Raw genomic sequence first — 23,748 nt, 5'->3', positions numbered from 1 at the left:
ATGTCCTCCCTCATCTTAATTACATTTTCCTTCCGCATACAGTCCTTCAGCCGCACCGCCATCACTCTGCGTCCGGCAGCACGGCCGCTTTCTATTCCCTCCGGAAGGTTATACTCTTTCCAGTGTCAAAGGAAATTTCAGATAGTAACTCTCCACCTCCGGCATCCGTTCCTCCAGAAACGTCAATGTGCCGCCGTCTATCTCAAAGGCATAGATTTCCTCCGACGCGTCCTCTCCCGTCCATACACAGTGCAGAACGCCTTCCTTTACTTCATACTTATAAGTAACGCCTATATTTTCTATCAAAAGCCCTGTAATGATATCCGTGAAATTCCCCGCCATCTTACCTGCAAAGGGCAGTTTTACATAACTGGTAACTAAAATATTTGCCGCTGTGCTGAGAAAAGACTGTGCTCCTGCAAAAAATTCATTCTCCACAGAAAAGTACATAACGCCGTCCTCTCTTATCTCCAGCAGAATCGGTATCTCCATATCCAGATCGAAAAGACTGCCATACTCTTCGGGAATCAGATCTGCCAGATGATAGTTCAGCATCCATACTCCTACGAGAGCCTCCGCCTGTTCCAGATAAACCTCGTCAAGCTTTTCCTCAAGTAGGCTGCAGAGCTCGTCTTTATCTTTTACTGCCTTCCTTCCTTTTTCCAGAATCTTTGCCGCCTTTCCATAGGCCTCCAGTTCTATGTAAATATCTGCGCTTATCAAATAAGCGTCTGCATACTCATCATCCAGCTCAAGAGCTTCCCCGCAGCAGGCAAGGGCCTCCTCGTACCCGCCCTCCTCCAGATACTGCTCCGCCTGCTCTATGCTTTTTTTGCACTTGTAGCCGTCACCGGTGAAATACAGCGCTGCTCCTATCCCTCCGGCAATGAGCAGCGCTGCCAGAAAAACGGCCGGCATGACGGACTTCTTTTTCTTATTCCCAGGCGCACTCTCAAAAGCAGCGGCCAAAGGCGTTCCCCCTCCCGCCCCTAACGCTTCCCCACAATAGGGACAAAAGGCTGTTCCTTCGCCAGCTTGCTTTCCGCATTTCCTGCAATACATTCTTTTTCCCTCCACCGACATAAGGAGAAACCCTTCAGATTGCGGTTTCTCCTTATGCTCTTATGTCCTTATTCAACTTTTGTTCCGCAGGATGCACAAAACAGGCTGTCCTCCTCTAATGCAGCTCCGCATGCTGTACAGCTTTTCCCTGGCGTCATGCCATCAGGAACAGCTCCGCCTTCCTGTTTTTCATCCGCCCTTTTTCCGCAGGCGCTGCAGAAAACACTCCCATATGGAATTACAGCTCCGCAGTTCTCACACATCATCTGTCCCTGGAGACGGAGTTTATTTTTATAAAACCCCATCCGGTTAAGCTCCAGCTTGGAGATTGCGTCTACGAGCCTGTAATACTGGCTGTCCGCAGCCTCATCCGCCTTATGTTCTTCATAATAGAGCTGTCCAAGCTGGTATACCTTCTGCTGGATCTCTCCTTCTACCTGTGCAATATTTTCCGTTACCCGTTCCATCTCTGTGGGTTCCTTTTTCGTGTTTAAAAAGTCCATTTTCAGCGCCATATCAGCTTCATCCTTTCCTCATTTGTTCTGCGTATTTTGTTTTCTGTGTATTATTTCCTTTGTTTTCCTTATTTAATTCGCATTTTTTCTTACTTTATATTATCAAAAACTATTTTATCCTACTTTATACGATTGGTCAATATAAAAAAATACATAATGCTATATTGTAATCAAAAAGGAGATTGCTTATGAAGCCATTAAAAACGAAAGTTAGTATCACTCTGGATTCTGAAATCATAGAAGCCATTCGGAATTTGGCAGAACAGGATGACAGATCCTTTTCCCAATATATCAATATTGTTTTAAAGGAACACCTTAGAAAGCAGCAGAAGGAGCAGTAAATCTGCTTTTCTTCTGCTGCCAGGGAACATAGGATCTTATTTTTAAGCAAAAAAATCCCCGGCAGATTTCTCTGCCGGGGTTCCTCTATCAGGGCGGCAAGGATTCGAACCTTGAAAATTGACCCATGGATTGACCTATCATCTAACAACTCAAAAATTTCTTTACCTCTTTCAGCAATTCTTCCGCTCTATTGTACTGTTCTTCTGCTTCTTCTCTTGAGGCGATATAAAAATCATCATAGTCACAGCTGTTCCAGAGTCTTTATACTGCCTTTCATCCAAAAGAATTTTTGCCGACTTGAGCTTATCAGCAGCCATATCTAATCTATGCTTTACTAAATCATCCAATTTTCTTTCCCTCCTTCCATATATTCCGATAATATGGAAGAACTTTTCTATACTTCAAAAACTCATCATGCGGTATGACCATTGGTGACACAACGACGTCATTTTCTAATCCAATTTCTGCAGACATATCCCAGACTACTTTAAGTTTTTTTTGAAGAGTAAGTCTATCACCTTTCACAATCGCAACAATATCTATATCTGAATCCGCCGTATAGTCGCCCCGTGCGTAAGAGCCATACAAAATCACTTCCACAACGTCCTCGCCAAAGACAGTCCTATAACATTCATTCATCTGTCTGCTAATAACATCCGCCTGTTTTGTCATATAACACCTGTCCCCCTTTAAAATTTTTCCTTCATATGAGGCACTCTTATACTCATCCATTTTTGTCCGCACCACTATTATATAATCGCCCTTCCAAATTCTTTTATGGCATTCATCAATTACTTTATAATATACCATGCGCAAATATTTTCAACAACTATTTCCAAAATTTAAATTAATTCTTTATCCAGTATTTTTAAACCCGGTCTCCTTTAATAGCTTCTTAGTATACTTCGGCATGTCCAGGCACAAAAAACCCCGATGGATTCCTCCACCAGGGTTCATAAGCAGGGCTACAAGGATTCGAACCTTGAAATGACGGAGTCAGAGTCCGTTGCCTTACCGTTTGGCGATAGCCCTTTGTTTTTCAGCGAATATTACTATAACATATCTTTTTTTAAAAAGCAAGTACTTTTTTATAATTTTTCTTATTTTTTTACTTCGCAGAGCAGTTCCGACGGACAGGCCCTTCAGCTCTGGGCCACATACCCTTTCTCCATGGTCATCACGCACTGATATCTGGAATCCAGGATGCGCACCCGTTCTGCAATATTTTCCTTAAGCTGCTTCAGCTCCGCTCCCTGGTAGGCGAAGGGGACTACCACGTCAAAGATCAGATTGATCTGCTTCTCCCCGTCTACCATGCGGAAATCATGGAGGGTCAGCCGCTCGTCCAGCTCTTTTAACACAGCCGTCACCTTCATCCGCGCATCCGCTACCCGGTCGTCCCTTACCTCCACCGGATCCATATGGATCACCAGGAAAATTCCAAGCTTCTTCGCCGCCTCCCTCTCTATCTTATCAATGATTTCATGGGAAATCTCAACGCTCACGTCGTTGGGCACCTCCGCATGGATGGAAGCCAGGCTTCTGGTCGGCCCGTAATTGTGCACAATGAGATCATGGCTGCCCAGTATCCCCTCGTAGCCCTCCACAAAGTCCGTGATCTGCCGGTAAAGCTCCGGCTCCACCGCTTTGCCGATCAAAGGCTCCAGGGTGTCTCTGGCAATGCCCACGCCGGCCCACATAACCACAAGGGCTACCGCCACGCCCACAAAGCCGTCGATATTGATTCCTGTAAAATGGCAGAACAAAAGGGACAGCACCGTAGCAGAGGTTGTAATCACATCCCCCATGGCGTCTGCGGCCGTGGCCATCATTACACTGGAATGAATCCGCTTTCCAAGCTTCCGGTTAAAATACGCCATCCACAGCTTTACTCCGATGGAGGCCAGCAGAACCACTATGGAAACCGCACTGAAGGCCAGCTCCTCCGGCTCCCGTATCTTCCCAACGGCAGTTTTGAGAAAGCTTAAGCCCACTTCTATCACAAGAAACGACACAATCAGCGCCGCTATATATTCAATCCGTCCGTGGCCGAAGGGGTGATCCTGGTCTGCAGGCTTACTGGCCATCTTGACGCCCACAAAGCCAATTACGGAGGAAGCCGCATCCGAAAGGTTGTTGAAGGCATCCGCCAGAACGGAGACGCTGTGCAGAAGCAGCCCGACGGTGAATTTCCCTGCGAACAGCAGCACGTTACAGAAGATGCACACCATGCTTGCCATAACGCCGTAGCTGGTGCGCACCCTGGCATTTTCCGTATTTTCATAATCCTTTACAAATCTATGTACCAAAAAATCTACCATTCGTTTCTTCCCCTTTTCACATTCCCACTATTGTAATATATTTTATTGAAAAATGGAAGAGTGACTTGTTATTTTCCTTTAAATGTGCTATTGTTAAACTATTCACAGACGCTGTTTGTCATGTGACAAGACAGTTGTCCGATTATAATGGACAGGCCGGTACATCTACCCGGCCCACTGCCTGCACAAATCAAATTCACGCAATGAGTTGACGGGATATCAGGCTTGCTGCGCAGGAACAAGGAGTGGAAAAATATTATGAGTACGATGAAACTGACACTGCTCACAGATCTTTACGAGCTGACGATGATGCAGGGCTATTTTAAAAATCATTCCAATGAGACGGTTGTCTTTGACGCCTTTTACCGGAAGAATCCCTCCGGAAACGGATTTGCTGTTGCGGCCGGCCTGGATCAGGTGATCGATTATATTAAGAATCTCACCTTTGACGAGAAGGATATTGAGTATCTGAGAAGCCTTAAGCTTTTTGATGAGGATTTTCTTGACTATCTGAGTAAATTCCGGTTTTCGGGAGATATTTATGCGATTCCGGAGGGCACGGTCGTCTTTCCCAGGGAACCGCTTGTAAAGGTTATTGCGCCGATTATGGAGGCGCAGCTGGTGGAGACGGCGATTCTGACCATTATCAATCACCAGAGCCTGATTGCCACCAAAACCGCCCGTGTGGTTCACGCAGCCAAGGGGGACGGCATTATGGAGTTCGGCCTTCGCCGGGCCCAGGGGCCGGATGCAGGCATTTACGGAGCCCGGGCCGCTATGATCGGCGGATGTATCGGAACCTCCAATGTACTGGCCGGACAGCTTTTTGACGTTCCGGTGAAAGGAACCCATGCTCACAGCTGGATTATGAGCTTCCCAGATGAATACACGGCCTTTAAGAAGTATTCGGAGCTTTACCCGGATGCCTGTATTCTGCTTGCAGATACTTATGATACGCTGAAATCGGGCGTTCCCAATGCCATCCGGGTGTTTACAGAGATGCGTGAGGCCGGGATTCCTCTGACCTTTTATGGGATCCGGCTGGACAGCGGAGATCTGGCTTATATGTCCAAGAAGGCGCGGAAGATGCTGGATGAGGCCGGGTTCCCGGATGCGGTGATTTCGGCTTCCAGTGATTTGGACGAATATCTGATCACCAGCCTGAAGGGGCAGAATGCTGCTATTACTTCCTGGGGCGTTGGGACGAATATGATTACTTCGGCGGACTGCCCTGCTTTTGGCGGAGTGTATAAACTGGCGGCAGTGATGGATGAGGAAGGGGAGTTTATTCCTAAGATTAAGCTTTCGGAGAATTCCGAGAAGATTACGAATCCGGGGAATAAGACGGTTTTCCGGATTTATGATAAGGAGACGGGGAAGATTCGGGCAGATTTGATTTCCCTTGCAGATGAGACTTTTGATATCTCCCAGGATCTTTTGATTTTTGATTCGGTGGAGACTTGGAAGAAGACGAAGCTTAAGGGAAGCACTTATGATATGCGGGAGCTTTTGGTGCCGGTGTTCCAAAAGGGGGAGTGTGTGTATGCTTCGCCTAGTGTGATGGAGATTCGGGATTATTGTGCTCGGGAGCAGGATACCCTTTGGGATGAGACGCGGAGGCTGACGAATCCTCATGAGGTTTATGTGGATCTTTCGGATAAGCTGTTTCGGATTAAGGCTGGACTTTTGGATCAGATGAATCAGGAAGGGTGATAGGGGGGGGGACGGAATTGCCGCGAAACAGGGGCGCAGGATTTTCCATATCTGTGTTCGGACGGTTCGCGTACACCCTGTCTGTTCTGTACGTACATTGCTCTGGGTGGTTTTATTACCGGTTAGGTATGGAAGCAATGTTCGTACAGCTCATACAGGGTGTGCGCGAACAGCCGGACACTTGATATTGGAAAATCCTGCGCCCCTGTTTCGCGGCAATTCCTGGTTGTGGGAAGGGTGTTAAGGGTTTATTCGTTGAAGTAGATGTCGTACCAGATGCAGAAGGTGTAGATGGTCCATAGCTTTCTGCTGTTGTCTTTGTGTTTTTTGAGGTGTTCTTCTAACAAGTCTGTTAGTTTTTCCTGGTGGAAATAGCGTCTGGCGGCAGGACCGCTGAAGGCCTGCCGCAGACGGGCCTGGCCTTCTTCTTCGCAGATCCAGTGGCGGATGGGGACGGGGAAGCCTAGCTTTGGGCGTTCGCTGGTGTCGGCGTCTAGTTTGAAGGCGGCGGCTTTGCGGAGGATGTATTTTGTTATGCGGCCTCTTTGCTTTAGGCGGGCTGGAAGGCGGCGGGTGAGGGCAAAGACTTCTTTGTCCAGGAAGGGGACGCGGACTTCCAGGGAGTGGGCCATGCTCATGCGGTCGGCTTTTTGGAGGATGTCTCCGGGAAGCCAGTGGCGCAGGTCGATTTCCTGCATGCGGTCGGCGTCACGCAGGCCAAAGGTTCGGTCGTAGTCTTCTTCCAGGAAGCTTTTGGGGCTTCTGGCTCCGGTGTTTTTGCGAAGCAATGCCCGGCGTTCTTCTAGGGTGAAGATGTTGGCATTGCCGATAAAGCGCTCTTCCAGGGTTTTGCTTCCTCGGATGAGGAAGTTTTTGCCTTTCATGTTTGGAAAATGCTGCGCAATGCATGCCAGCCATTTGCGCAGCCTTAGGGGCAGCATCTGGTAGCGGCGGAGGGCTTCGGGTTCGCAGTAGATGCGGTAGCCGCCGAAGAGCTCGTCGGCTCCTTCGCCGGAGACTACGACTTTTACGTCTTTTGCCGCTTCCATTGACAGGAAGTAAAGAGCTACTGCAGAGGCGTCGCCTAAGGGTTCGTCCATGTAGTAAAGGACTTCGGGGACAGCCTCCCAGAATTCCTGTTCACGGATTCTTCTGCCTTTGTGATCCAGTTCACATTGCTCGGCTGTGCTGCGGGCGTACCGGATCTCGTTGTAGCGGCTCTTCTCCTGTCCAAAGCCTACGGTGTAGGCTCTTTTGCCGCCGAATTCGGAGGCAATCAGCCCGGAATCCACGCCGCCGGAAAGAAAGGTCCCCACTTCTACATCGGCAATTTCATGGGCTTTTACGGAATCTTTTATCACTCTGTCTACGGCTTCCAGCCATTCAGCTTCGGTTTTTCCTGTTTCCGGCTGTAAGGATGGTTCGAAATATTTCTGAATCTCCAGAATGATGCTGCCGCTTTTCCATCGGAGAAAACTGCCCGGCTCCAGGCGGTAAATGCCCTTGAAGAAGGTTTCCTCCAGGGCGGAATACTGGAAGGAAAGGTACTGCTCCAAGGCCTGCTCGTTCAGGGCCTTCTTGTATTCCGGGTATTTGAGTATACTTTTTATTTCGGAAGCGAAGATAAGACTTTCTCCTGCTGCCGTGTAGTAGAAAGGCTTAATGCCAAAATAATCCCTGGCCGCAAAGAGTTCTTTTTTTTCCTCATCCCAGATGACAAAAGCAAACATCCCTCTCAGGCGCAGGAGCAGCTCACTGCCCCATTCCTCATAGCCGTGGATCAACACCTCCGTATCCGAGCGGGTCTTAAATTGATGTCCGGCGCCCAGCAGCTCTTCACGAAGCTCCCGATAATTATAGATCTCCCCATTAAATACCAGAACCTTGTCTCCATTTTCATTTTCCATAGGCTGTGCGCCCGTTTCCAAATCAATAATACTAAGACGGCGAAAGCCCAGGGCCGCATCCGCGCTCAGCCAGCTCCCCCCATCATCCGGCCCCCGGTGCCGGATGGCATCCTTCATCTCCTCCAATATCTGCTCTCTATCCCAATCTTCCTTTTTCTTCCCCACAAATCCACAAATGCCGCACATATGATAACCTCCTATTCCAGTTCCGTAATATCCTTCAAAGTCGCTGCGCGACAGCACTAAAGAGTAAAGCCGCAATATTCCACACCACACGGATATAAAATGCTCTTCTTTTTGGTTACCACAATCGTAGCATCGCCTTATTTCGACAAATTATCTGACTTGTAACAAAATTGTATCCTAATGTTAACATTATCACACAAAAAAAGCTGCCTCCCAACAGCTCACCAACCCGCCAAACTCTTTCTCCATCCCCTCCCGTCCCCAAGGGTGGATGCCGCAAAATAAGACAGCAGACATTTCCGATATCCAGTGTCCGGCTGTTCACGCACACTCTGTCTGATATGGACGCACATTACCAAAACACCACACACCACCCAAAACCAAACAAGGTAATGTACGTCCAGAGCAGACAGAGTGTACGTGAACCGTCCGAACACAGGATACGGAAACGTCTGCTGTCTTATTTTGCGGCATCCGCCCGCCCCCTTACCACTCAAAACTCCAAAACCAAAGCCCTCCGCCCCGATTCCCACTGTACCCTGGATTCCGAAAAATATCCTGTCGATGCCTCCGAATACTTCTCCGTTGTTATCTTATCGGGAACACCGGTTTCAGCCAGAAGCCTCCGGTAAACCGGATCATACTGAAGGCGTATCACATATCCTGCATTCTGATACAGCACCCGTCTTGTCATAACCGGTTCCTCCTCATCAGCAGCATCGTCCTCATCCGGCCTCGTATATAAGCAGATATCCTGCGGCCCCATATCCCCCATATGATCCCGGTCATACTCCGCCACCACAAAAGCCTTTCCCCCATCCAGCACACAGAAATCCCGGATTCCCCGCGCCGGCCCGATGGGCATGGTATTAAGGTATGGCCCGTCCGGCAATGCAAGGCTTATGATTCCTTCCCCCTCTGCGGAAAAGTACAGGCAGTCTCCCTCTGCATCCAGATACAGCTTCGCGTCCTTCGGACATCTGGCTGCATTGGGCATCACCACTCCTTCCGTCTCCATGCCGGGCTCCGGAATCTCCTGTGGAAAAAAATCAATGATCGCCTGTTCCGCATCCTCTGTATTGCTGTCCTCGCCCCCCTGAAGTTCCGACACAATAGCCGTAATTATTTTCTGCCCGTCCCAATCTACATAAACCCGGGTCTCCTCCAGATTTTTCGGCTTCCCCTTCGCACCTGCATAGTAATAATTCAGACGGTTGACAATCTTCCCCGTTTTCATGTCCCGAAAATACAGTATAAATTTTTCTCCCCTGCTGGAATCCCAGACAGAGGAATATCTCGGATAAAACCCGTAGCATAAAAGAGAAGCGTCCCTGCTCCAGGCCGTGAGTATCATATACTCATCCATCGGAAACTCCATTTTGGTATCTCCCCCGTCCCCGTCAAGCAGAAGCTCCTCCTCTCCGCTCTCCAGATCCATCAGATAAAGGCGGCCTCCTATTAAGGATAAATCCATCCTTGCATACAATAGATATTTTCCATCTGGGGAAAAAAATTCCGTCTCCATATTCCGCTCATCCGCCGTCCCTTTTTCCCAGCTTGCCAAAACGCCGGAAGCAGCCATGATCTCTCCCACCGGAAAAAGCCCCGGATCATAAAATCCATAGCGGTAATCCAGACTCCGCACCCTCACGCCGTCCGTGCCATTCTCCGCCAGGCGTACCTGATGCTCCCTGGTTCCCGGCAAAAAAGCCGTATATCCCCCGTACCAGAGCGTTTCGTAGTCCTCATTGTACATCTTCCGGACCGCATAGAGATCTCCTTCCTCTCCTTCAAGAGCAACCCCCTGTTCCGTCTCCTCCTCCGGAAGGAGTACGGTTTTCGGCTCCGGAACCCTCCGGCAGCCTGCAAGAAGAGACAAGCCCAGAAAAAACACTCCGATTTTTATGCTTCTATAGATTCTGTCCCTCATAGGTCTCCTTTCCCGGATTCTGTCCCTCAAGCTCCGGAAACAGCAGGAAAAATCCGATTCTTTCACCAGGCCGGTTTTCCGCCCAGATTGCCCCCTTGTGCTCCCGTATAATCTTCTGGCAGATGGAAAGTCCCAGGCCGGCGCTCCCCTGCTCTCTGGAAAATTCCTTGTCCGCCCGGTAAAAGGGTTCAAAGATGTGCTTCAATTCCTCCTGGCTCATGGGCTTTCCCTTATTTGACACGGAGAAAAGCATGCGCCCCTTCCGATGTCCCCCGGAAATCCGGATCTCCGTCCCTTCCTCTCCATATTTCACCGCATTGTCAATGAGATTGATAAATACCTGGCGAAGCCGTTCCTCCTGGCCCCATACATAGAGATCCTGCTCCAGCTTCAGCCGGATGTAGGCCCCGTAACGGTTGGCTTTGATCTCCATGGCCTCCGAAACGCTTCGGATCAGATTTCCCATGTCCACCTGAGTCTTCTCTTCCCGTTCCGCCCGATCGGCCATTTCCAAAAGCTGAATCACCATCCGGTGAAGCCTTGTACTCTCGTGAAGAATGTGCTCTACCCCTTTTTCAACCAGCTCCTCGTCGCTTCCCTGATCCGCTTCAATCAGCTGGGCATAGCCCTGGATGGTCGTGAGAGGGGTTTTCAGCTCATGAGTTACATTGTTGTAGAATTCCTGACGGCTGTTCAGAAGCTTTAGGATCTGATCCCGGTCGTCCTGCATTTTCTGAATATACTGGCCCACCTTGCCAAGCATGGCGCTGTAGTGCCTGGACAGCTCTCCCATCTCATCCCGCCTGGCGGAGGAGACAAGCCCTGCAAGCAGCTCCGTATTGACCTCGTCCTGCTCCAAATCCAGGCTCATCTGCCGGGATACTTTAGTGAGACGCTGAACCGGCTTGATGATGCGGTTTAAGAGAAGGAAAATCAATACGAATGCCGCTGCGAATACAGCCGCCGCTGCACGGATGATAATGCCCTTCATCTGCTCTCCCTGCCGCCAGAGCTCTGTATAATCCATGCAGTAACGGATAATCCCCACATTTTTATCCGCCACAATCACAGGCATGGCAAACCAGACCTCAAGAGTGCCCTCCTCAGAGTATACCAGGGTAAAGGCTGTATTTCCGTCTACTGCCTCCTTAAGCTCGGCAGCCCCTCCCTCCTGATCATCGCTGTGGTTTTTCCGGTAGTTGTATGCCAGAAGCTCTCCGTCCTTGGAGTAGGCCGCCAGCTCGTAACGTCCGGAGGAGCCGTACATTTCCTGCACAATTGTATCCGCCAGATTGTCGAAGCTTTCCTCATCGTTGTTGGCGTCATTTAAAATCAAAAGCTGCCGGACGTAAATCTCCGTATTCTCCCGGATAGTCTGGAGCTCTCTTATAATCTGATCCTCCCGGCTGTTCTGCAGCTGCCGGTCTGATATCCAGTATAAAAAAATCCCACTGATTAGGAACACCGCAACAAGACCCACAGTCATCTGCATGCGGATCCCGAAACGAATCGCTGTTCCGTTTTCACGAGATTTTTTACGGTACATATTTATATCCCACTCCAAATACAGTGACCAGCTTATCGCCGAGCCCTGTCTTCCGGCGCAAACGCTGAATATGAATGTCTACGGTCCGGGTGTCGCCTGCGTAGTCGTAGCCCCAGATCTGTTCTAAGAGTATCACTCTGGTAAATACCTGTCTGGGATGTTTCAAAAAATAGAGAAGCAAATCGTACTCCTTAGGCGTCAGCTCCACGGCCTCCCCGTTTCGATAGACCATGCGCTCCTGCTCGGATACAGTAAGGCCCTCCGCCGCCGGCTCCTCCTGCCGGATACCACGGACGCGGTCAAAGCGGCGCAGGATGGTGCGCACGCGGGCTACCACTTCCCGAAGGTCAAAGGGCTTGGTGATATAGTCGTCGGCCCCGGATTCCAGGCCGTAGAGCTTATCCTCCACATTGCCCCGGGCGGTCAGCATAATAATGGGAATGTTGTACCGCTCGGTCAGCATCCGGCACACATCCACGCCGGCAATGTCCGGGAGCATCCAGTCTAAGAGCACCATATCCGGCTCGTATTCCTCCGCTTTTTCAAGGCCGCTGCCTCCCGTGTGGGCGCAGGCCACCTCGAAGCCTTCCTTCTCAAACCCGTATTTTAAAATATCTGCTATGGGTTTCTCGTCCTCAATTACCAGGATTCGTTTCTGGTCCATCTTTTATGCTCTCCTTTTTATAGGGCCTGCCGCAAAATAGGACCGCAGAATACGAAAATGACTGCCGGTTTATTCTGCAGCAATCCCCAGAACCCTGTATATCGTAGATAATCATACCTTCTACAATATAAAAATATGCTACACCATTGGTATAGCATATTTTTATCAAAGTTGTAAACAGATTGTATCAGATAAATAATTGCCTAATTTTTAAAGGCATTTACTGGCCAATATGCAAAATCCTGCTGTCGATTTCAGAAACTCACCAAATTTTATTGATATCATTCACAAAATAATTCCCTAATTTTTTCAACCACAGCGTATTCCCGGTTGGAAGGCAGGATCTGAGAAGCTGCCTCCCTTGCTTCCGGGGACGCATCTGACGGAGCATAGGAGTGCGGAAAATTACGCAGCATCTCCACATCGTTCCCCCCGTCCCCGAACACGGCTATATCCTCCCTTTTCCAGCCCAGGTGATCGCAGAGCCAAAGCAGGGCCTTTGCCTTGGATGCCTCTCTGTCCGTTACTTCTATGACGTGATCCGCAAAGGGAGCATTGACCGCATCCACAAGGGATTCTTCCAGATCCGCAAGCATTCGTTCGTATGGCTTGCTCTTAAGCTCCAGGCCGTTGATTTTCAGCACCTGGGCTGTGCGGATCTCTTCTTCCGTGCTGCCAAAAGAAATCTGCGCCATATAACGATCATAATAACCGCTCTCTTTTTTGTCCAGTACTTTTTTCCGCCACATATCCCAGGCGCTGTATTCCCGGATGTAGGCTTCCCGGCTTAACCTTGTAAGAATTCCCTTCTGCGTGATAAATTCCAGATTTGCTTTTGGATATTTTTTTAAAAAATGCTCCTTTGTCCTTAGAGAAACCTCTGTTACCAGAATGGGGCGCCGCTTCGGGTCGAGAATCAATGCGCCGTTCATTAAAATCAGATATACGGGCATCTTCCAAAGCCCCGGGCAGTTCTTTACGCCCTCCTCCGTCCGTCCGGTGGCAGCCGCAAAGTCATAGCCCCGTTCCAGAAGCCGGCTGATTTCCTTTTCAATCACCTGATCCCACTCAAAGCTGCCGTTTAACAGAGTTCCGTCCAGATCGCTTACTGCATGCCGAATCATCCCTTAATACTCCAGATTTTCGCCGTTGCTCTCAATCACCTGTTTATAGTAGTCAAAACTGTCCTTCTTGATACGCTTGAAGGTTCCGTTTCCATAATCATCTACATCTACATAGATGAAACCGTAACGTTTGGACATCTGCCTTGTGGATTCGCTGACCAGATCGATGCAGCCCCACCAGGTATAGCCCCACAGCTCTACGCCGTCCTCGTTGATGGCGTCGCTCATGGCCTTTACATGGTCTCTTAAGTACTCACAGCGGTAGGGATCGTGAACCTTGCCGTCCTCTGCTACCACATCCTTTGCTCCCAGGCCATTTTCCACGATAAAGAGCGGCTTGCGGTAGCGGTCATACAGCTCCACCAGGGAAATGCGCAGTCCGGTGGGGTCTGTCTGCCAGCCCCATTCGGAAGATGGCAGGTAGGGATTCTTCACACCGTTTACCGTATTGCCGGGTGCCATATCAAGCCCCTCCGTATTGGCAGCCATACAGCTCGTCATATAGTAGGAGAAGGATACGAAATCCACACAGCCATCTTTAAGAATCTGAGCATCTTCTGGCGCCATCTGAATGGTGTAGCCTTTATTCTCAATCTCTTTCAACAAGTATCTGGGGTATTCTCCAAACACCTGAATATCCACATAACGGTAGATGCCTCTCATTCTCTGCTGATTGGCAAGATTGTCCTCCGGCTTACAAGTAAAGGGGTAGAAGCAGAGCTTTGTCATCATACAGCCTATCTGCGCATCCGGAAGTATTTCGTGTCCAATCTTAACTGCTTTTGCGCTTGCAATCATCTGATGATGCATGGCCTGGTAAATGGCCTGCTCAAACGGCATATCTGTAAAGCGATCCTCAATCAGCGCACCGCTTGTAACCGGATGGCGGAGCATAGCATCTACCTCATTAAAAGTCAGCCAATATTTCACATACTTTCCAAAACGTTCAAAGCAGACACGGGCATATTTTTCAAAGAGATCAATTACTTCTCTGGAATACCAGCCCCGGTAATCTGTTGCCAGAACTACCGGCGGATCATAGTGAGACAGGGTTACCAACGGCTCAATTCCGTATTTTTTGCACTCCTTGAACATATCTTCATAAAACGCTATTCCAGCTTCATTGGGCTTCTCATCCCTGGGATCTGTAAAAATCCGGGACCAGCATATGGACATACGGAATACTTTATAGCCCATCTCAGCAAACATCTTTATATCTTCTTTATAGTAATGATAAAAATCAATGCCTCTGCGTTTCGGATAATTAGCCTCCGGGCCTGCTGCCAGGGCTTCGTCCAAATCCTTGCTTGTGAATGCAAACTGCTTGGTAAAATCAGCAACTCCGACCTCTCGATAGGGCAGGCAGTCCTCAATGGTCATGCCCTTGCCGTCCTCGTTCCATGCGCCCTCAATCTGGTTGGCGGCGGTTGCGCCTCCCCAAAGAAAGTTTTCGGGGAATTTTAAAGGTGATGTGTTGTTGTACATGCTTGTCGCCTCCTATTTCTAGTTCCGTAATATCCCCCAAGGTACACCTTAGTATAAATCAATTTCCGGCCACAAGTGCATGTGTCCATAAATTGATTTGTGCACTTTGTGGGATATTACTGTTTTCAGTTCCGTAATTTATTTGATAACGGTCAATAAAACCTCGCTCTTTGCAATCATACCCTCTTTCTCGTTGGGCAATACATCCAGATATTCATCGGAGTTGGTGACCAGAATGGGGGTGACCAGGGAATAACCCTCCTTCAGAATGGCCGCCAGATCTGCCTCCAGCAGAACATCTCCGGCCTTTACCTTCTGGTTCTCTTTTACTTTTACTTCAAAGTGCTTCCCCTGGAGATTGGCCGTGTCCACTCCTACGTGAATAATGCACTCCACACCGTCCTCAGAGGTGATTCCCACCGCATGCCTGGTGGGATAAAGGGCTGTCACTGTTCCGTCAAAAGGTGCTACAACTACACCGTCCTCCGGGTCTACAGCAATTCCCTTGCCCATGGTTCCGGAAGAAAATACCGCATCCTTTACCTGTTCAAGCGGGATCAGCGTTCCGGTAACCGGTGCATAAATTACGGTGTTTTTCTTTTCTGTGACTGCCGGCTGACTCTCCGCCTTTATCTCTGCCTTCGGTTCCTCTTTTTCCTCGGAAAGCCCCATTACCATCACCAGTACAAATCCAAGGCCGGCTGCAACGGCCATGCCTAAGCATACGGCCCAGAAGCCTTCTCCCATAAATACCGGAAGGGACAGGATGCAGGAGTTTACATAGGCAGTTGCCCGGCCTCCAAAGGCTCCCACAATGGCTCCGCCTGCCGCGCCCGCTATCATAACAGCAATCAAAGCATTCTTAAATTTCAGCAGAATACCGTAGATACCCGGCTCCGTAATTCCAATGAAGGAAGAAATGGCTGTGGATGCTCCCACGGATTTATTTTCGCTCTTCTTTGCTCTTACCATTACGCCCATGCACACGCCAAACAGGGCCAGTGTTCCCATGGTATTCATGGGGAGCAGGAAGTCATAGCCGAACTGATTGAGATTTTCCATACAGATAGCGCCCAGGGACAGATGCATACCGGTAAGCACTACCAAAAGACGGGTTCCGCCTACAATTGCTCCCGCAATAATCGGGGACAAATCATAGAGGAATTTCACAATGGTTACAAGGATTCTTGAAATATAATTTGCCAGTGGCGCAATGCCTATCAATGTCAGCGGCGCCATAATCAGCATAACCAGCATGGGGGTAAATACCAGCCGAAGCACCCTGGGTATTACCTTATCAATCCATTTATACACAAAGCTCAGCACCAGTACGGTCAAAATAATCGGAATACTGCTGGCCGCATATTTTACAAAGGGAATCGGCATTCCCAGGAAATGCAGCGGAGCAGCTCCCTCCGCAAGACCGGCCGTCATAGTCGGATACAAAAGGCATCCGGCAAGGGCCATAGAGCAGGCTGTATCGGTCTTAAACCGCTTCGATGCGGACCATGCCACCAGGAACGGGAAGAAGTAAAATACGCAGTCGCCGGCAATGGTCAGTACCGTAATAAAATCCGAAGCTGCGTCAAATCCACAGTAGGAGGTCAGAATCGTAATAAGTCCCTTAATCATACCGGTTCCGGCCAACATCGGAATGGTAGGAAGGAAAATTGCAGCCATCGTTTCAAACAAGCCCGTTGCCTTGAATCTTTTCTTCTGGGCCAGGGTTTCTTCATTATGAATAAAGCCTGTCTTGGCAATCGCCGCATCGTATACGGCATTTACCTCATTTCCAATGATAATCTGAAGCTGTTCCGTCTGATACTGTGCTCCGATTACCCCGTCCAACGCCTTGATCTTCTCCAAATCAACGACTGATTTATCCTTGAGATAAAACCGCAGCCTTGTTACACAGTGAAACATTTCCTTGATGTTCTCTTTGCCGCCCACTTCCTTTAGAATCTGTCCGGCCAGTTTTTTTGCATCCATAATCACTCCGCCTTTCATAAAAATTAGTAAAACAGAAAAATAAAAAGACCCAAATTAAAATATCCCTGCCGATACATTAATTCAGGTCTTGCCTCCATTATGAGTCACAATCCTAAGCATTATGTTCTCTCACTCGTTCAATATGAATTGTTAAATACAGCTTTTCTTCGTCACTTGCCTGATATCCAAATTCCAAATGAATATATTTCGAAATCCGCCGTACACATTCATAGGATTTCTTATAATTGTTTTCCACAAGCTCCAAAAGCTGTCTGTCGCCGTCCGTAGCAGTCAGAGGCTTTTTATCCATCATTCTCTGTACAAAGAACTTCAAATGTGTTACCAGGCGGTAATAATCAAGAGAATCCTCCTGAAACTCCATCTTGAAGTAGTTGCGGATAATCATCAAGGTATCCTGCACAATCCGCGTTCTCTGCACAGTATCCTCCATAGAACCGTTCATACCCGCATTTACAAAGTGAAATGCAATGAAGCCTGCCTCATCCTCCGGAAGCTCTGTCTCAAAAGTCTTGTTAATCAGCTCAAGGGCCTCCTTAGCCGCCTCATATTCTCCACGGTACATCATCTTCGTTTCCGTCAGAAGCTGATTCTTTATCAGCATTCCTTCCCGGTATCTCTGTACGCTGAAATGGATATGATCCATAAGAGAAAGATAGATATTATCATCAAAATCATGTTCCAGCTTCTTTCTGGCATTTTCTATGATTTTCTCGGTAATTTCCAGATATTCACCGGGAATCTCATGCAATATTTTTTGAAATTTTGCCGCCAGATCCGGAACTTGCTGGGAAAAGATACGCTCAACTTTGTTTTCTTCTATGGTATCTCCCCGTTTTTTCTGAAAAGCAATTCCACTTCCCATGACAATAATGTCCTCTCCCTTTTCATTCAGGGAAATAACTACATTATTGTTCAGTACTTTCACTATCTTCAGAACCATCCCTCGCTTTCTGAAGTTTCCTTCTCTGCTTGTTTACCGGATAAATACTCCGACAAACAAAAAATACAGGCCACCAAAAGCAATCTACTTCTGCTTTCGGTATTGCCTGCTTCACAGTAACAATCCTCATCAAGCTGTATATATTTCTTGTAAACGTCTACGTGAATATAATAACACAATAAATATTTCTGTCAATGGCTTTTTTCTTTTTTGGCGGATCTCACAAATATGCATCAGCATATTTGTGAGATATAGCCAAAAATTTTTTTTACAAAAGGCTGCCGCAAAAGTATCCGCTCTCTGCAGCGGCAAGCTTTTACTCGAACTCCTTTTGCAGCGTATCCTCCATCACCTTAAGAGACGGCTCCACTCCCGTCCAGAGCTTAAAGTTCAGCGCCGCCTGGCAGGCCAGCATACCCAGGCCATTGACGGCCGTCGCCCCCTGCTTCTGTGCCTCCTTCAAGAAAAGCGTATCCACCGGATTAAATACAACATCCGCCGCTGCCATATGGGGCGCAATCCCCTCATAATCAATATCCGGCTTCTGATCCCCATCCGGATGCAGGCCGATGGACGTACCGTTAATCAAAATATCCGTATCCGCCGGAATTTTATGGCAGCTCTCCCACTGCTCACAGGAAGCCTCTGTCTTGGTATGCTTTTTCAAAGTATCCACCAATTCCAAAGCCCGTTCCAGCGTGCGGTTCACAACCTTGATAGAAGCAGCCCCTGCCAGAGCACATTCTACCGCAATCGCCTTCGCCGCCCCACCGGCTCCAAGTAAAACAACCCGTTTACCTTCCAGCGAAATCCCCTTGTTATGTAAGGCTTGTACAAAGCCCTTCCCGTCCGTATTCTCCCCGAACAGCGTCCCATCCTCACGAAGCACCACCGTATTCACCGCCCCGATAATACCTGCCGCCTCCGACAGCTCATTAAGAAGAGGAATCACCTTAATCTTATGAGGCATCGTCAGATTAATCCCCTTCATATGCAGCACACGCAGAGACCGCATCGCCTCCTCCAGATCCTCCGGCAGTACCTTCAAGGTCAAATACCGATAATTCAAGCACTTTTCTGCAAAAGCAGCCTCCATAGTCACCCCCGTAGGATTCCCATCCACCGGATCACCAAACACACCAACCAGCTCCGCACGATAATTTTTCATCCGTTCTCCTTCCCCTTTCCACGCAATCCATATTTCCTCCATTTTACACCAAAAGCTGCCAAATGAAAAGTATTTCTCTCTCAAGCAAAACGAAAATAAGTTCAGCCAGGCTGCGGCAGAGCCGGCCCTCCGGCTCTGCCGCAGCCTGGCTGAACTCCCAACCCCTTCCGTTTTATCTCTCACAGTTACTGCTCCATCTGTCTCCCCAAAAACCCAGCCGCCGAGTAAGCCAGCTTCTGCTCCGCCTCCCCCATCTTGGCCTTCGGATCCTTACTAAAGAGTACCACCGCCCCAATCGCATCCCCTTCACAGAGAATCGGGCTAATCGTCTGCGCAAAGCAGTCCTCCATATCCTCATCCACAATTTTCACATACCGCTTCTCTCCTGCTGATGCCTGGATATTCTCTCTCTCCTGGATAGCATCTTCAAGCTGCCGGCTGATCGCCTTGCCCATATAATCCTTCTTAGCGCCTCCGGCCGCCGCAATCACCGCATCCCGATCCGCAATACAGACCATAAGGCCGGTTGTCTGAGCCAGGCTTTCCGCATACTGCTTTGCAAACAGCCCAAGCTCCCCAATAGGCGAGTACTTCTTTAAAATAATTTCCCCCTCCCGATCGGTAAATATTTCCAATGGATCCCCTTCGCGAATACGGAGTGTCCGTCTAATCTCCTTTGGGATAACCACTCTTCCCAGGTCATCAATCCTTCTGACAATTCCTGTAGCTTTCATAAAAATATTCCTCCATTTGCTGTACTGACCATTTCTGGAAATAGTATTTGTCGGCAAAAAATTTTTATACCATAAAAACACAATTTTCCGATTACTGTTCACTCCCAATGTCATGAAGCTAAACAAGGCCTGTCAGAGGAACCTGCTCTCGCCTTGCTGCTTGAAAAGCAGCTTACAAGGGCGGCATAGGCACGAAACCTGCCGAATGGTTTAAACTGCAGGTTTCTGATTTCATTATTTCAAGTAATTCACTGTCAGGATGACCACTCCCAGAACAGCAAGCACAACGCCAGTTGCACGGTTTAATGTTGCTGCACTGGCTTTATTTGCGAATTTGGCGGCAATCCTCGCCCAGAGCAGTGTGGATGCCACACAGAACAGCAGGCACCATACATCCGGCATACCGCCTATGGCAAAATGACTTCCAGCACCTGTAAAGGCCGTAAAAGCCATGATAAACACACTTGTCCCAACGGCAGTCTTCAGTTCATATCCTAACAGGCTGGTCAAAAGCAGAAGCATCATCATTCCGCCGCCCGCACCTACAAAGCCACAGATAAACCCGACAACTATTCCGCTGGCAATTGACTGTATGATACGTTTTTTTCCGCTGACTGCCTGCATGGTTTCTTTTGTCGTCATAACAGGCTTTACGATAAATTTGATTCCAAGGATCAGTGTCATGAATACGGAGAAACTGCCCATAGTGGTATTTGGAACACGGCTTGCGGCAAAGCTCCCCGCCAATGTAAAAATCAGAACAGTCACCATCATTACAAGGCCATTGCGAATATCAAGGTTTTTATTTTTTCCATACGTGTATGCGCTTATGGCACTTGCAAGAACATCACTGGCCAGGGCAATACCGACTGCCTCATATGCCGGAAGTTCCAAAAAGGTAATCAGCATAGGACTGATTACGGCGGCGGCACTCATCCCCGCAAACCCCGTTCCAAGTCCGGCTCCAATCCCAGCAATAAAACAAATGAAAAATTTAAACATCACTTTGCCTCCTTCCCTTTCATATAAGCATTGATATTACACAGGATACGGTCATTTTGTTTTTTCATGCCGTCAATTTCCTCCTGCGAAAAACCATCCAGCATGATTGAAATGAATTCCTCCTGTGCGGCCTGCCCATCATGGATGATGCCCATAGCCCCTTTGCATATCCTCAAATGTGCTGTCTTACGGTTGCATTTCAAATACTCTTTTCTTATAAAACCACACTGTTCCAGAAGTTTTATAGAAAACGATACCTGGGATTTTGACAGATATCTGACCTCAATAATATCTGATGCCGTATCAAAACATGGATTATTGGCTAAAAAGAGAAGGATGTCCAATTCCATTCGGGTAATGTTATGTTTTATACAAACCTCTTCTACACATTTTGAATAAAGTGCCTTGATTGCATTTTGATGCTCCCATGGATTTAGCGGAATCATTGCATTCTCCTTTTTGTTCTTTTTAGAACTATTTTATAATAAAAAAAAACTTTGTCAAGCATAAATATTTGCAAAACAAATGTCACTATAGCATTGTTTGCATTCCAAAAGTCTCTTCCTTCCGTTATGCCATAGGCCGCAAGGCGCCTCTTTTCCATGCCTTCGAAGCCGGGGCACGGGCCAGTGCAGTGATCCAGGCTGCCTGCTTGAAGTCGTGCGGGAACAGTAACCATTACTTTTGCAAAGCTGCCGCTAATCCGGACAATCGCTTGAAAAATTCCATCCGGAGTGTTAAGATAACCTTACCAGACTAAATCAGCACACTTGAAAGGAGGAGGCCGGACATCCGATGAATTACATCCGTCACAAATCTGAAGAATCCATTGAAGATTATCTCGAAACAATCCTCATCCTGAGCAGGCGCCTTCCCGCCGTCCGTTCCATTGACGTGGCAAATGAGCTGAATTTCTCAAAACCCAGCATAAGCGTTGCCATGAAAAACCTGAAAACACGCAGGTACATTACCATGTCAGAGGAAGGGTATATTCTCTTGACAAACGAGGGGCGGAAACTGGCTGAGAACATCTATGAACGCCATACCCTGCTGACGGACTGGCTGGTCCATCTGGGGGTCGATCCACGAATTGCCGCCAGCGATGCCTGCAAAATGGAACATGACATTACACCGGAAAGCTACGAAGCCATGAAAAAATGTATCCTGTCCCTCCTGAAAACTGACAAATCCGAAAGCAAATAATCACACACCGCAAGTCATCCCGGCCACGTCAAGCTCAAGAAATTATGTATAAGTCTCCAGTATATGTATGAGCGCACTTGCGCTGCTGCTGTGTGAACGTTCCAGAACCGCATTGCTGCGTTCTGATTCTGTAATTGCGCAGCGCACCATCTTATGGGATGCCGTTGCCGTGAACAGAATCACTAAATCTGGTGTACCAATCTGGCGGCTTAAATCTGACCGCATTTTCGTAAACACTTTTGTCTTATGTCTGTATTTTTTGCAGATTTCTTTGTACCGGTTTTCCATCCTCTCATGTCCACCTATGATTACAACACTCATTCCTATGCTCCTTTCATGGTTAGTTGCTGCTAACTATCGGTGTTAAAGAAAAATGCTTTTCAGCATTTTACTATCATCCCTGCCTATAGGGAAGGTTCTCTTAGAACAAAAGGTTAGTTTTAGCTAACTACGAAAATAATAACATATCGCAAGTGCTCTGTCAAGGGCTTCTGTGCAAAAAATTACCAACTGCTGTGGTTGGGCGCATAGACATCATGCAGCAAATGCTGATTTTTTTGCCTTTATTTTTATTGTGCTGAAAGTTTGTTTTTGTTATACTTATAAAAGCAGACAGCGGAATTTCAATCAGTAATATTACGGAGCTTAAAATAGCAGGAGGACCATATGAAGCTTTTAGTATGTAATGCAGGAAGCACATCTTTAAAATTCAAGTTATTTGTCATGCCGGGAGATGAGGTTCTGGCAGAAGGCAAGGTCGAACGGGTGGGAAGCCAGGACAGCGCCATCTTTCACTTTAAAAAACCGGACGGCTTCAAGATTTTCCGGGAGAACCTCTCCATCCCTACCTATACGGAAGGAATTCAGATGTTCCTGGACTGCCTTCTCCACAAAGAATACGGAGTGCTGTCCAACCTTCAGGAGCTGGAACGGGTAGGCTTTAAGACTGTGCTTTCCAAAGATCACTATGGCATTCACGAGTTAACCCCAGAGGTATTGAAGGGCATGGAGGAATATCTGGTCGTGGCTCCCGCTCACAACATCCCCTACCTGGAAGCCATCCGCCAGTTCCAGAAGCTGACGCCGGACGCCATGCTGGTCGGCGCCTTTGAGACAGCCTTCCACACCACCATTCCTCTGGAGCGGAAGCTGTACGGCATTCCCTATGAGTGGTATGAAAAATACGGAATTGAGCGCCTGGGCTATCACGGCGCCTCCCACAGCTATGTAGCCGAGACCCTGGCAGAGCTTTACGGCGCTACCAAAAAAGCCATCTCCTGCCACTTAGGAGGAAGCGGCTCTCTGTGCGCCATTGACAACGGAAAAAGCGTAGATACGAGCTTCGGCCTCTCCCTCCAGGCGGGCCTGATTCAGTCCAGCCGGAACGGAGACATGGATCCCTTTATCATTCCCTTCCTTCTGGAAAAGGGCATGAAACTGGAGGAAATCATGGAAGGACTTACCAAAAAAGGCGGTCTTTTGGGGCTCTCCGGGGTCAGCAACGATCTGCGTGATATTGAGAAAGCTGCTGACGGCGGCAGCGAACGGGCAAAGCTGGCCATAGATGTGTTCTGCAACGGAATTATACGTTATATCGGCTCCTACTATGCGGAGCTGGGCGGACTTGATCACCTTGTTTTCACCGGCGGTATCGGAGAACATGGCTGTACCATCCGCCGAATCGTCTGCAGTCAGCTCAAGCATATGGGCGTCCTCCTGGATCCGGAAAAGAACTTGGACTACAGTGAAAATGCCGTGATTTCCCTTCCGGAATCTCCTGTAACCATTCACGTCATTCCTGCCAACGAGGAATTGGGAGTTGCACGGAAAACTTTTGGTTATGTCAGAAATTAACATAGGGATTTTTACAGATTTAAAAAGGCGTCTCATCTTCTA

At 48.2% G+C, this 23,748-nt stretch carries 22 protein-coding genes and 1 tRNA gene; 4 read left to right on the top strand and 19 right to left on the bottom strand.

Going from position 1 to position 23,748, the window contains the following annotated elements; genetic code table 11:
* Nucleotides 1-108: 108 nt before the first annotated feature.
* The gene (locus tag VV089_RS20660; RefSeq protein WP_334337216.1) at nucleotides 109-1,062 is read right to left on the bottom strand and encodes a tetratricopeptide repeat protein; all 954 of its coding nucleotides are present in this window, start codon (nucleotides 1,060-1,062) and stop codon (nucleotides 109-111) included.
* Nucleotides 1,063-1,130: 68 nt separating this feature from the next.
* A complete protein-coding gene (locus tag VV089_RS20655) occupies nucleotides 1,131-1,577 on the bottom strand; it encodes a zinc ribbon domain-containing protein (protein ID WP_334337215.1) in 447 nt (148 codons plus the stop codon).
* A gap of 188 nt (nucleotides 1,578-1,765) precedes the next feature.
* Between VV089_RS20655 and VV089_RS20650 the strand changes: the two genes are divergently transcribed.
* Nucleotides 1,766-1,918: a ribbon-helix-helix protein, CopG family gene (locus VV089_RS20650; RefSeq protein WP_172541338.1), complete on the top strand. Its 153-nt coding sequence runs from the start codon at nucleotides 1,766-1,768 to the stop codon at nucleotides 1,916-1,918.
* 171 nt (nucleotides 1,919-2,089) lie between these two features.
* Here the strand turns inward: VV089_RS20650 and VV089_RS20645 are convergent, their stop codons facing one another.
* The 4 genes from VV089_RS20645 to VV089_RS20630 all read right to left on the bottom strand — a co-directional run bounded on the left by VV089_RS20645 (nucleotide 2,090) and on the right by VV089_RS20630 (nucleotide 4,240).
* Nucleotides 2,090-2,266: a hypothetical protein gene (locus VV089_RS20645; RefSeq protein WP_334337214.1), complete on the bottom strand. Its 177-nt coding sequence runs from the start codon at nucleotides 2,264-2,266 to the stop codon at nucleotides 2,090-2,092.
* Nucleotides 2,259-2,651: a nucleotidyltransferase domain-containing protein gene (locus VV089_RS20640; RefSeq protein ID WP_334337213.1), complete on the bottom strand. Its 393-nt coding sequence runs from the start codon at nucleotides 2,649-2,651 to the stop codon at nucleotides 2,259-2,261. The genes VV089_RS20645 and VV089_RS20640 overlap by 8 nt, the downstream gene beginning before the upstream one ends.
* Before the next feature lie 228 nt (nucleotides 2,652-2,879).
* Nucleotides 2,880-2,951: transfer RNA gene (locus VV089_RS20635), tRNA-Gln, on the bottom strand.
* Nucleotides 2,952-3,061: 110 nt separating this feature from the next.
* On the bottom strand, nucleotides 3,062-4,240 hold the full coding sequence (locus VV089_RS20630; protein ID WP_172541339.1) for a cation diffusion facilitator family transporter: 1,179 nt from the start codon (nucleotides 4,238-4,240) through the stop codon (nucleotides 3,062-3,064).
* Between the two features lie 258 nt (nucleotides 4,241-4,498).
* Between VV089_RS20630 and VV089_RS20625 the strand changes: the two genes are divergently transcribed.
* On the top strand, nucleotides 4,499-5,953 hold the full coding sequence (locus tag VV089_RS20625; protein WP_334337212.1) for a nicotinate phosphoribosyltransferase: 1,455 nt from the start codon (nucleotides 4,499-4,501) through the stop codon (nucleotides 5,951-5,953).
* Nucleotides 5,954-6,201: 248 nt separating this feature from the next.
* Here VV089_RS20625 and asnB read toward each other — a convergent pair whose 3' ends face one another.
* From asnB to VV089_RS20565, 12 genes are all read right to left on the bottom strand, one after another.
* A complete protein-coding gene (gene asnB, locus VV089_RS20620; RefSeq protein ID WP_334337211.1) occupies nucleotides 6,202-8,046 on the bottom strand; it encodes an asparagine synthase (glutamine-hydrolyzing) in 1,845 nt (614 codons plus the stop codon).
* A 493-nt stretch (nucleotides 8,047-8,539) separates the two neighbouring features.
* A complete protein-coding gene (locus tag VV089_RS20615) occupies nucleotides 8,540-9,976 on the bottom strand; it encodes a hypothetical protein (protein WP_334337210.1) in 1,437 nt (478 codons plus the stop codon).
* Nucleotides 9,957-11,522 carry a sensor histidine kinase gene (locus VV089_RS20610; protein WP_334337209.1) on the bottom strand — a complete coding sequence of 522 codons (1,566 nt, stop codon included), beginning with the start codon at nucleotides 11,520-11,522 and terminating at the stop codon, nucleotides 9,957-9,959. Before VV089_RS20610 ends, VV089_RS20615 begins: the two co-directional genes overlap by 20 nt.
* Nucleotides 11,512-12,186, bottom strand: a complete 675-nt coding sequence (locus VV089_RS20605) for a response regulator transcription factor (RefSeq protein WP_172541344.1) — start codon at nucleotides 12,184-12,186, stop codon at nucleotides 11,512-11,514. The genes VV089_RS20610 and VV089_RS20605 overlap by 11 nt, the downstream gene beginning before the upstream one ends.
* 281 nt (nucleotides 12,187-12,467) lie before the next feature.
* Nucleotides 12,468-13,310: an HAD-IIB family hydrolase gene (locus tag VV089_RS20600; protein WP_172541345.1), complete on the bottom strand. Its 843-nt coding sequence runs from the start codon at nucleotides 13,308-13,310 to the stop codon at nucleotides 12,468-12,470.
* A 3-nt stretch (nucleotides 13,311-13,313) separates the two neighbouring features.
* Nucleotides 13,314-14,795 (bottom strand): glycoside hydrolase family 1 protein, encoded by a 1,482-nt coding sequence (locus tag VV089_RS20595; RefSeq protein ID WP_334337208.1) that lies wholly within the window; start codon nucleotides 14,793-14,795, stop codon nucleotides 13,314-13,316.
* Nucleotides 14,796-14,933: 138 nt separating this feature from the next.
* The gene (locus VV089_RS20590) at nucleotides 14,934-16,784 is read right to left on the bottom strand and encodes a glucose PTS transporter subunit IIA (protein WP_172541347.1); all 1,851 of its coding nucleotides are present in this window, start codon (nucleotides 16,782-16,784) and stop codon (nucleotides 14,934-14,936) included.
* A gap of 112 nt (nucleotides 16,785-16,896) precedes the next feature.
* Complete coding sequence (gene licT / locus VV089_RS20585; RefSeq protein WP_334337207.1) at nucleotides 16,897-17,745, bottom strand: BglG family transcription antiterminator LicT; 849 nt, start codon at nucleotides 17,743-17,745, stop codon at nucleotides 16,897-16,899.
* A gap of 316 nt (nucleotides 17,746-18,061) precedes the next feature.
* Nucleotides 18,062-18,913 carry a shikimate dehydrogenase gene (aroE, locus tag VV089_RS20580; RefSeq protein WP_334337206.1) on the bottom strand — a complete coding sequence of 284 codons (852 nt, stop codon included), beginning with the start codon at nucleotides 18,911-18,913 and terminating at the stop codon, nucleotides 18,062-18,064.
* 185 nt (nucleotides 18,914-19,098) lie between these two features.
* Nucleotides 19,099-19,647: a stage V sporulation protein T gene (gene spoVT, locus VV089_RS20575; RefSeq protein ID WP_334337205.1), complete on the bottom strand. Its 549-nt coding sequence runs from the start codon at nucleotides 19,645-19,647 to the stop codon at nucleotides 19,099-19,101.
* 234 nt (nucleotides 19,648-19,881) lie between these two features.
* A complete protein-coding gene (locus tag VV089_RS20570; protein WP_334337204.1) occupies nucleotides 19,882-20,649 on the bottom strand; it encodes a sulfite exporter TauE/SafE family protein in 768 nt (255 codons plus the stop codon).
* Nucleotides 20,649-21,095: a MarR family transcriptional regulator gene (locus VV089_RS20565; protein WP_172541350.1), complete on the bottom strand. Its 447-nt coding sequence runs from the start codon at nucleotides 21,093-21,095 to the stop codon at nucleotides 20,649-20,651. The genes VV089_RS20570 and VV089_RS20565 overlap by 1 nt, the downstream gene beginning before the upstream one ends.
* Nucleotides 21,096-21,444: 349 nt before the next feature.
* Between VV089_RS20565 and VV089_RS20560 the strand changes: the two genes are divergently transcribed.
* Nucleotides 21,445-21,852 carry a metal-dependent transcriptional regulator gene (locus VV089_RS20560; RefSeq protein WP_172541351.1) on the top strand — a complete coding sequence of 136 codons (408 nt, stop codon included), beginning with the start codon at nucleotides 21,445-21,447 and terminating at the stop codon, nucleotides 21,850-21,852.
* A 42-nt stretch (nucleotides 21,853-21,894) separates the two neighbouring features.
* On the opposite strand, the gene VV089_RS20555 is transcribed toward VV089_RS20560, so the two are convergent.
* Nucleotides 21,895-22,173 carry a DUF2325 domain-containing protein gene (locus tag VV089_RS20555; protein WP_172541352.1) on the bottom strand — a complete coding sequence of 93 codons (279 nt, stop codon included), beginning with the start codon at nucleotides 22,171-22,173 and terminating at the stop codon, nucleotides 21,895-21,897.
* A 345-nt stretch (nucleotides 22,174-22,518) separates the two neighbouring features.
* Between VV089_RS20555 and VV089_RS20550 the strand changes: the two genes are divergently transcribed.
* On the top strand, nucleotides 22,519-23,706 hold the full coding sequence (locus tag VV089_RS20550) for an acetate/propionate family kinase (RefSeq protein WP_172541353.1): 1,188 nt from the start codon (nucleotides 22,519-22,521) through the stop codon (nucleotides 23,704-23,706).
* The last annotated feature ends 42 nt before the right edge of the window (nucleotides 23,707-23,748 follow it).

This window comes from Candidatus Merdisoma sp. JLR.KK011 (assembly GCF_036941125.1).
In the GTDB taxonomy this organism is placed as follows: domain Bacteria; phylum Bacillota; class Clostridia; order Lachnospirales; family Lachnospiraceae; genus Laedolimicola.
Note: the sequence above shows the minus strand (reverse complement) of the source record. Positions and strands in the feature narration are given on the sequence as shown.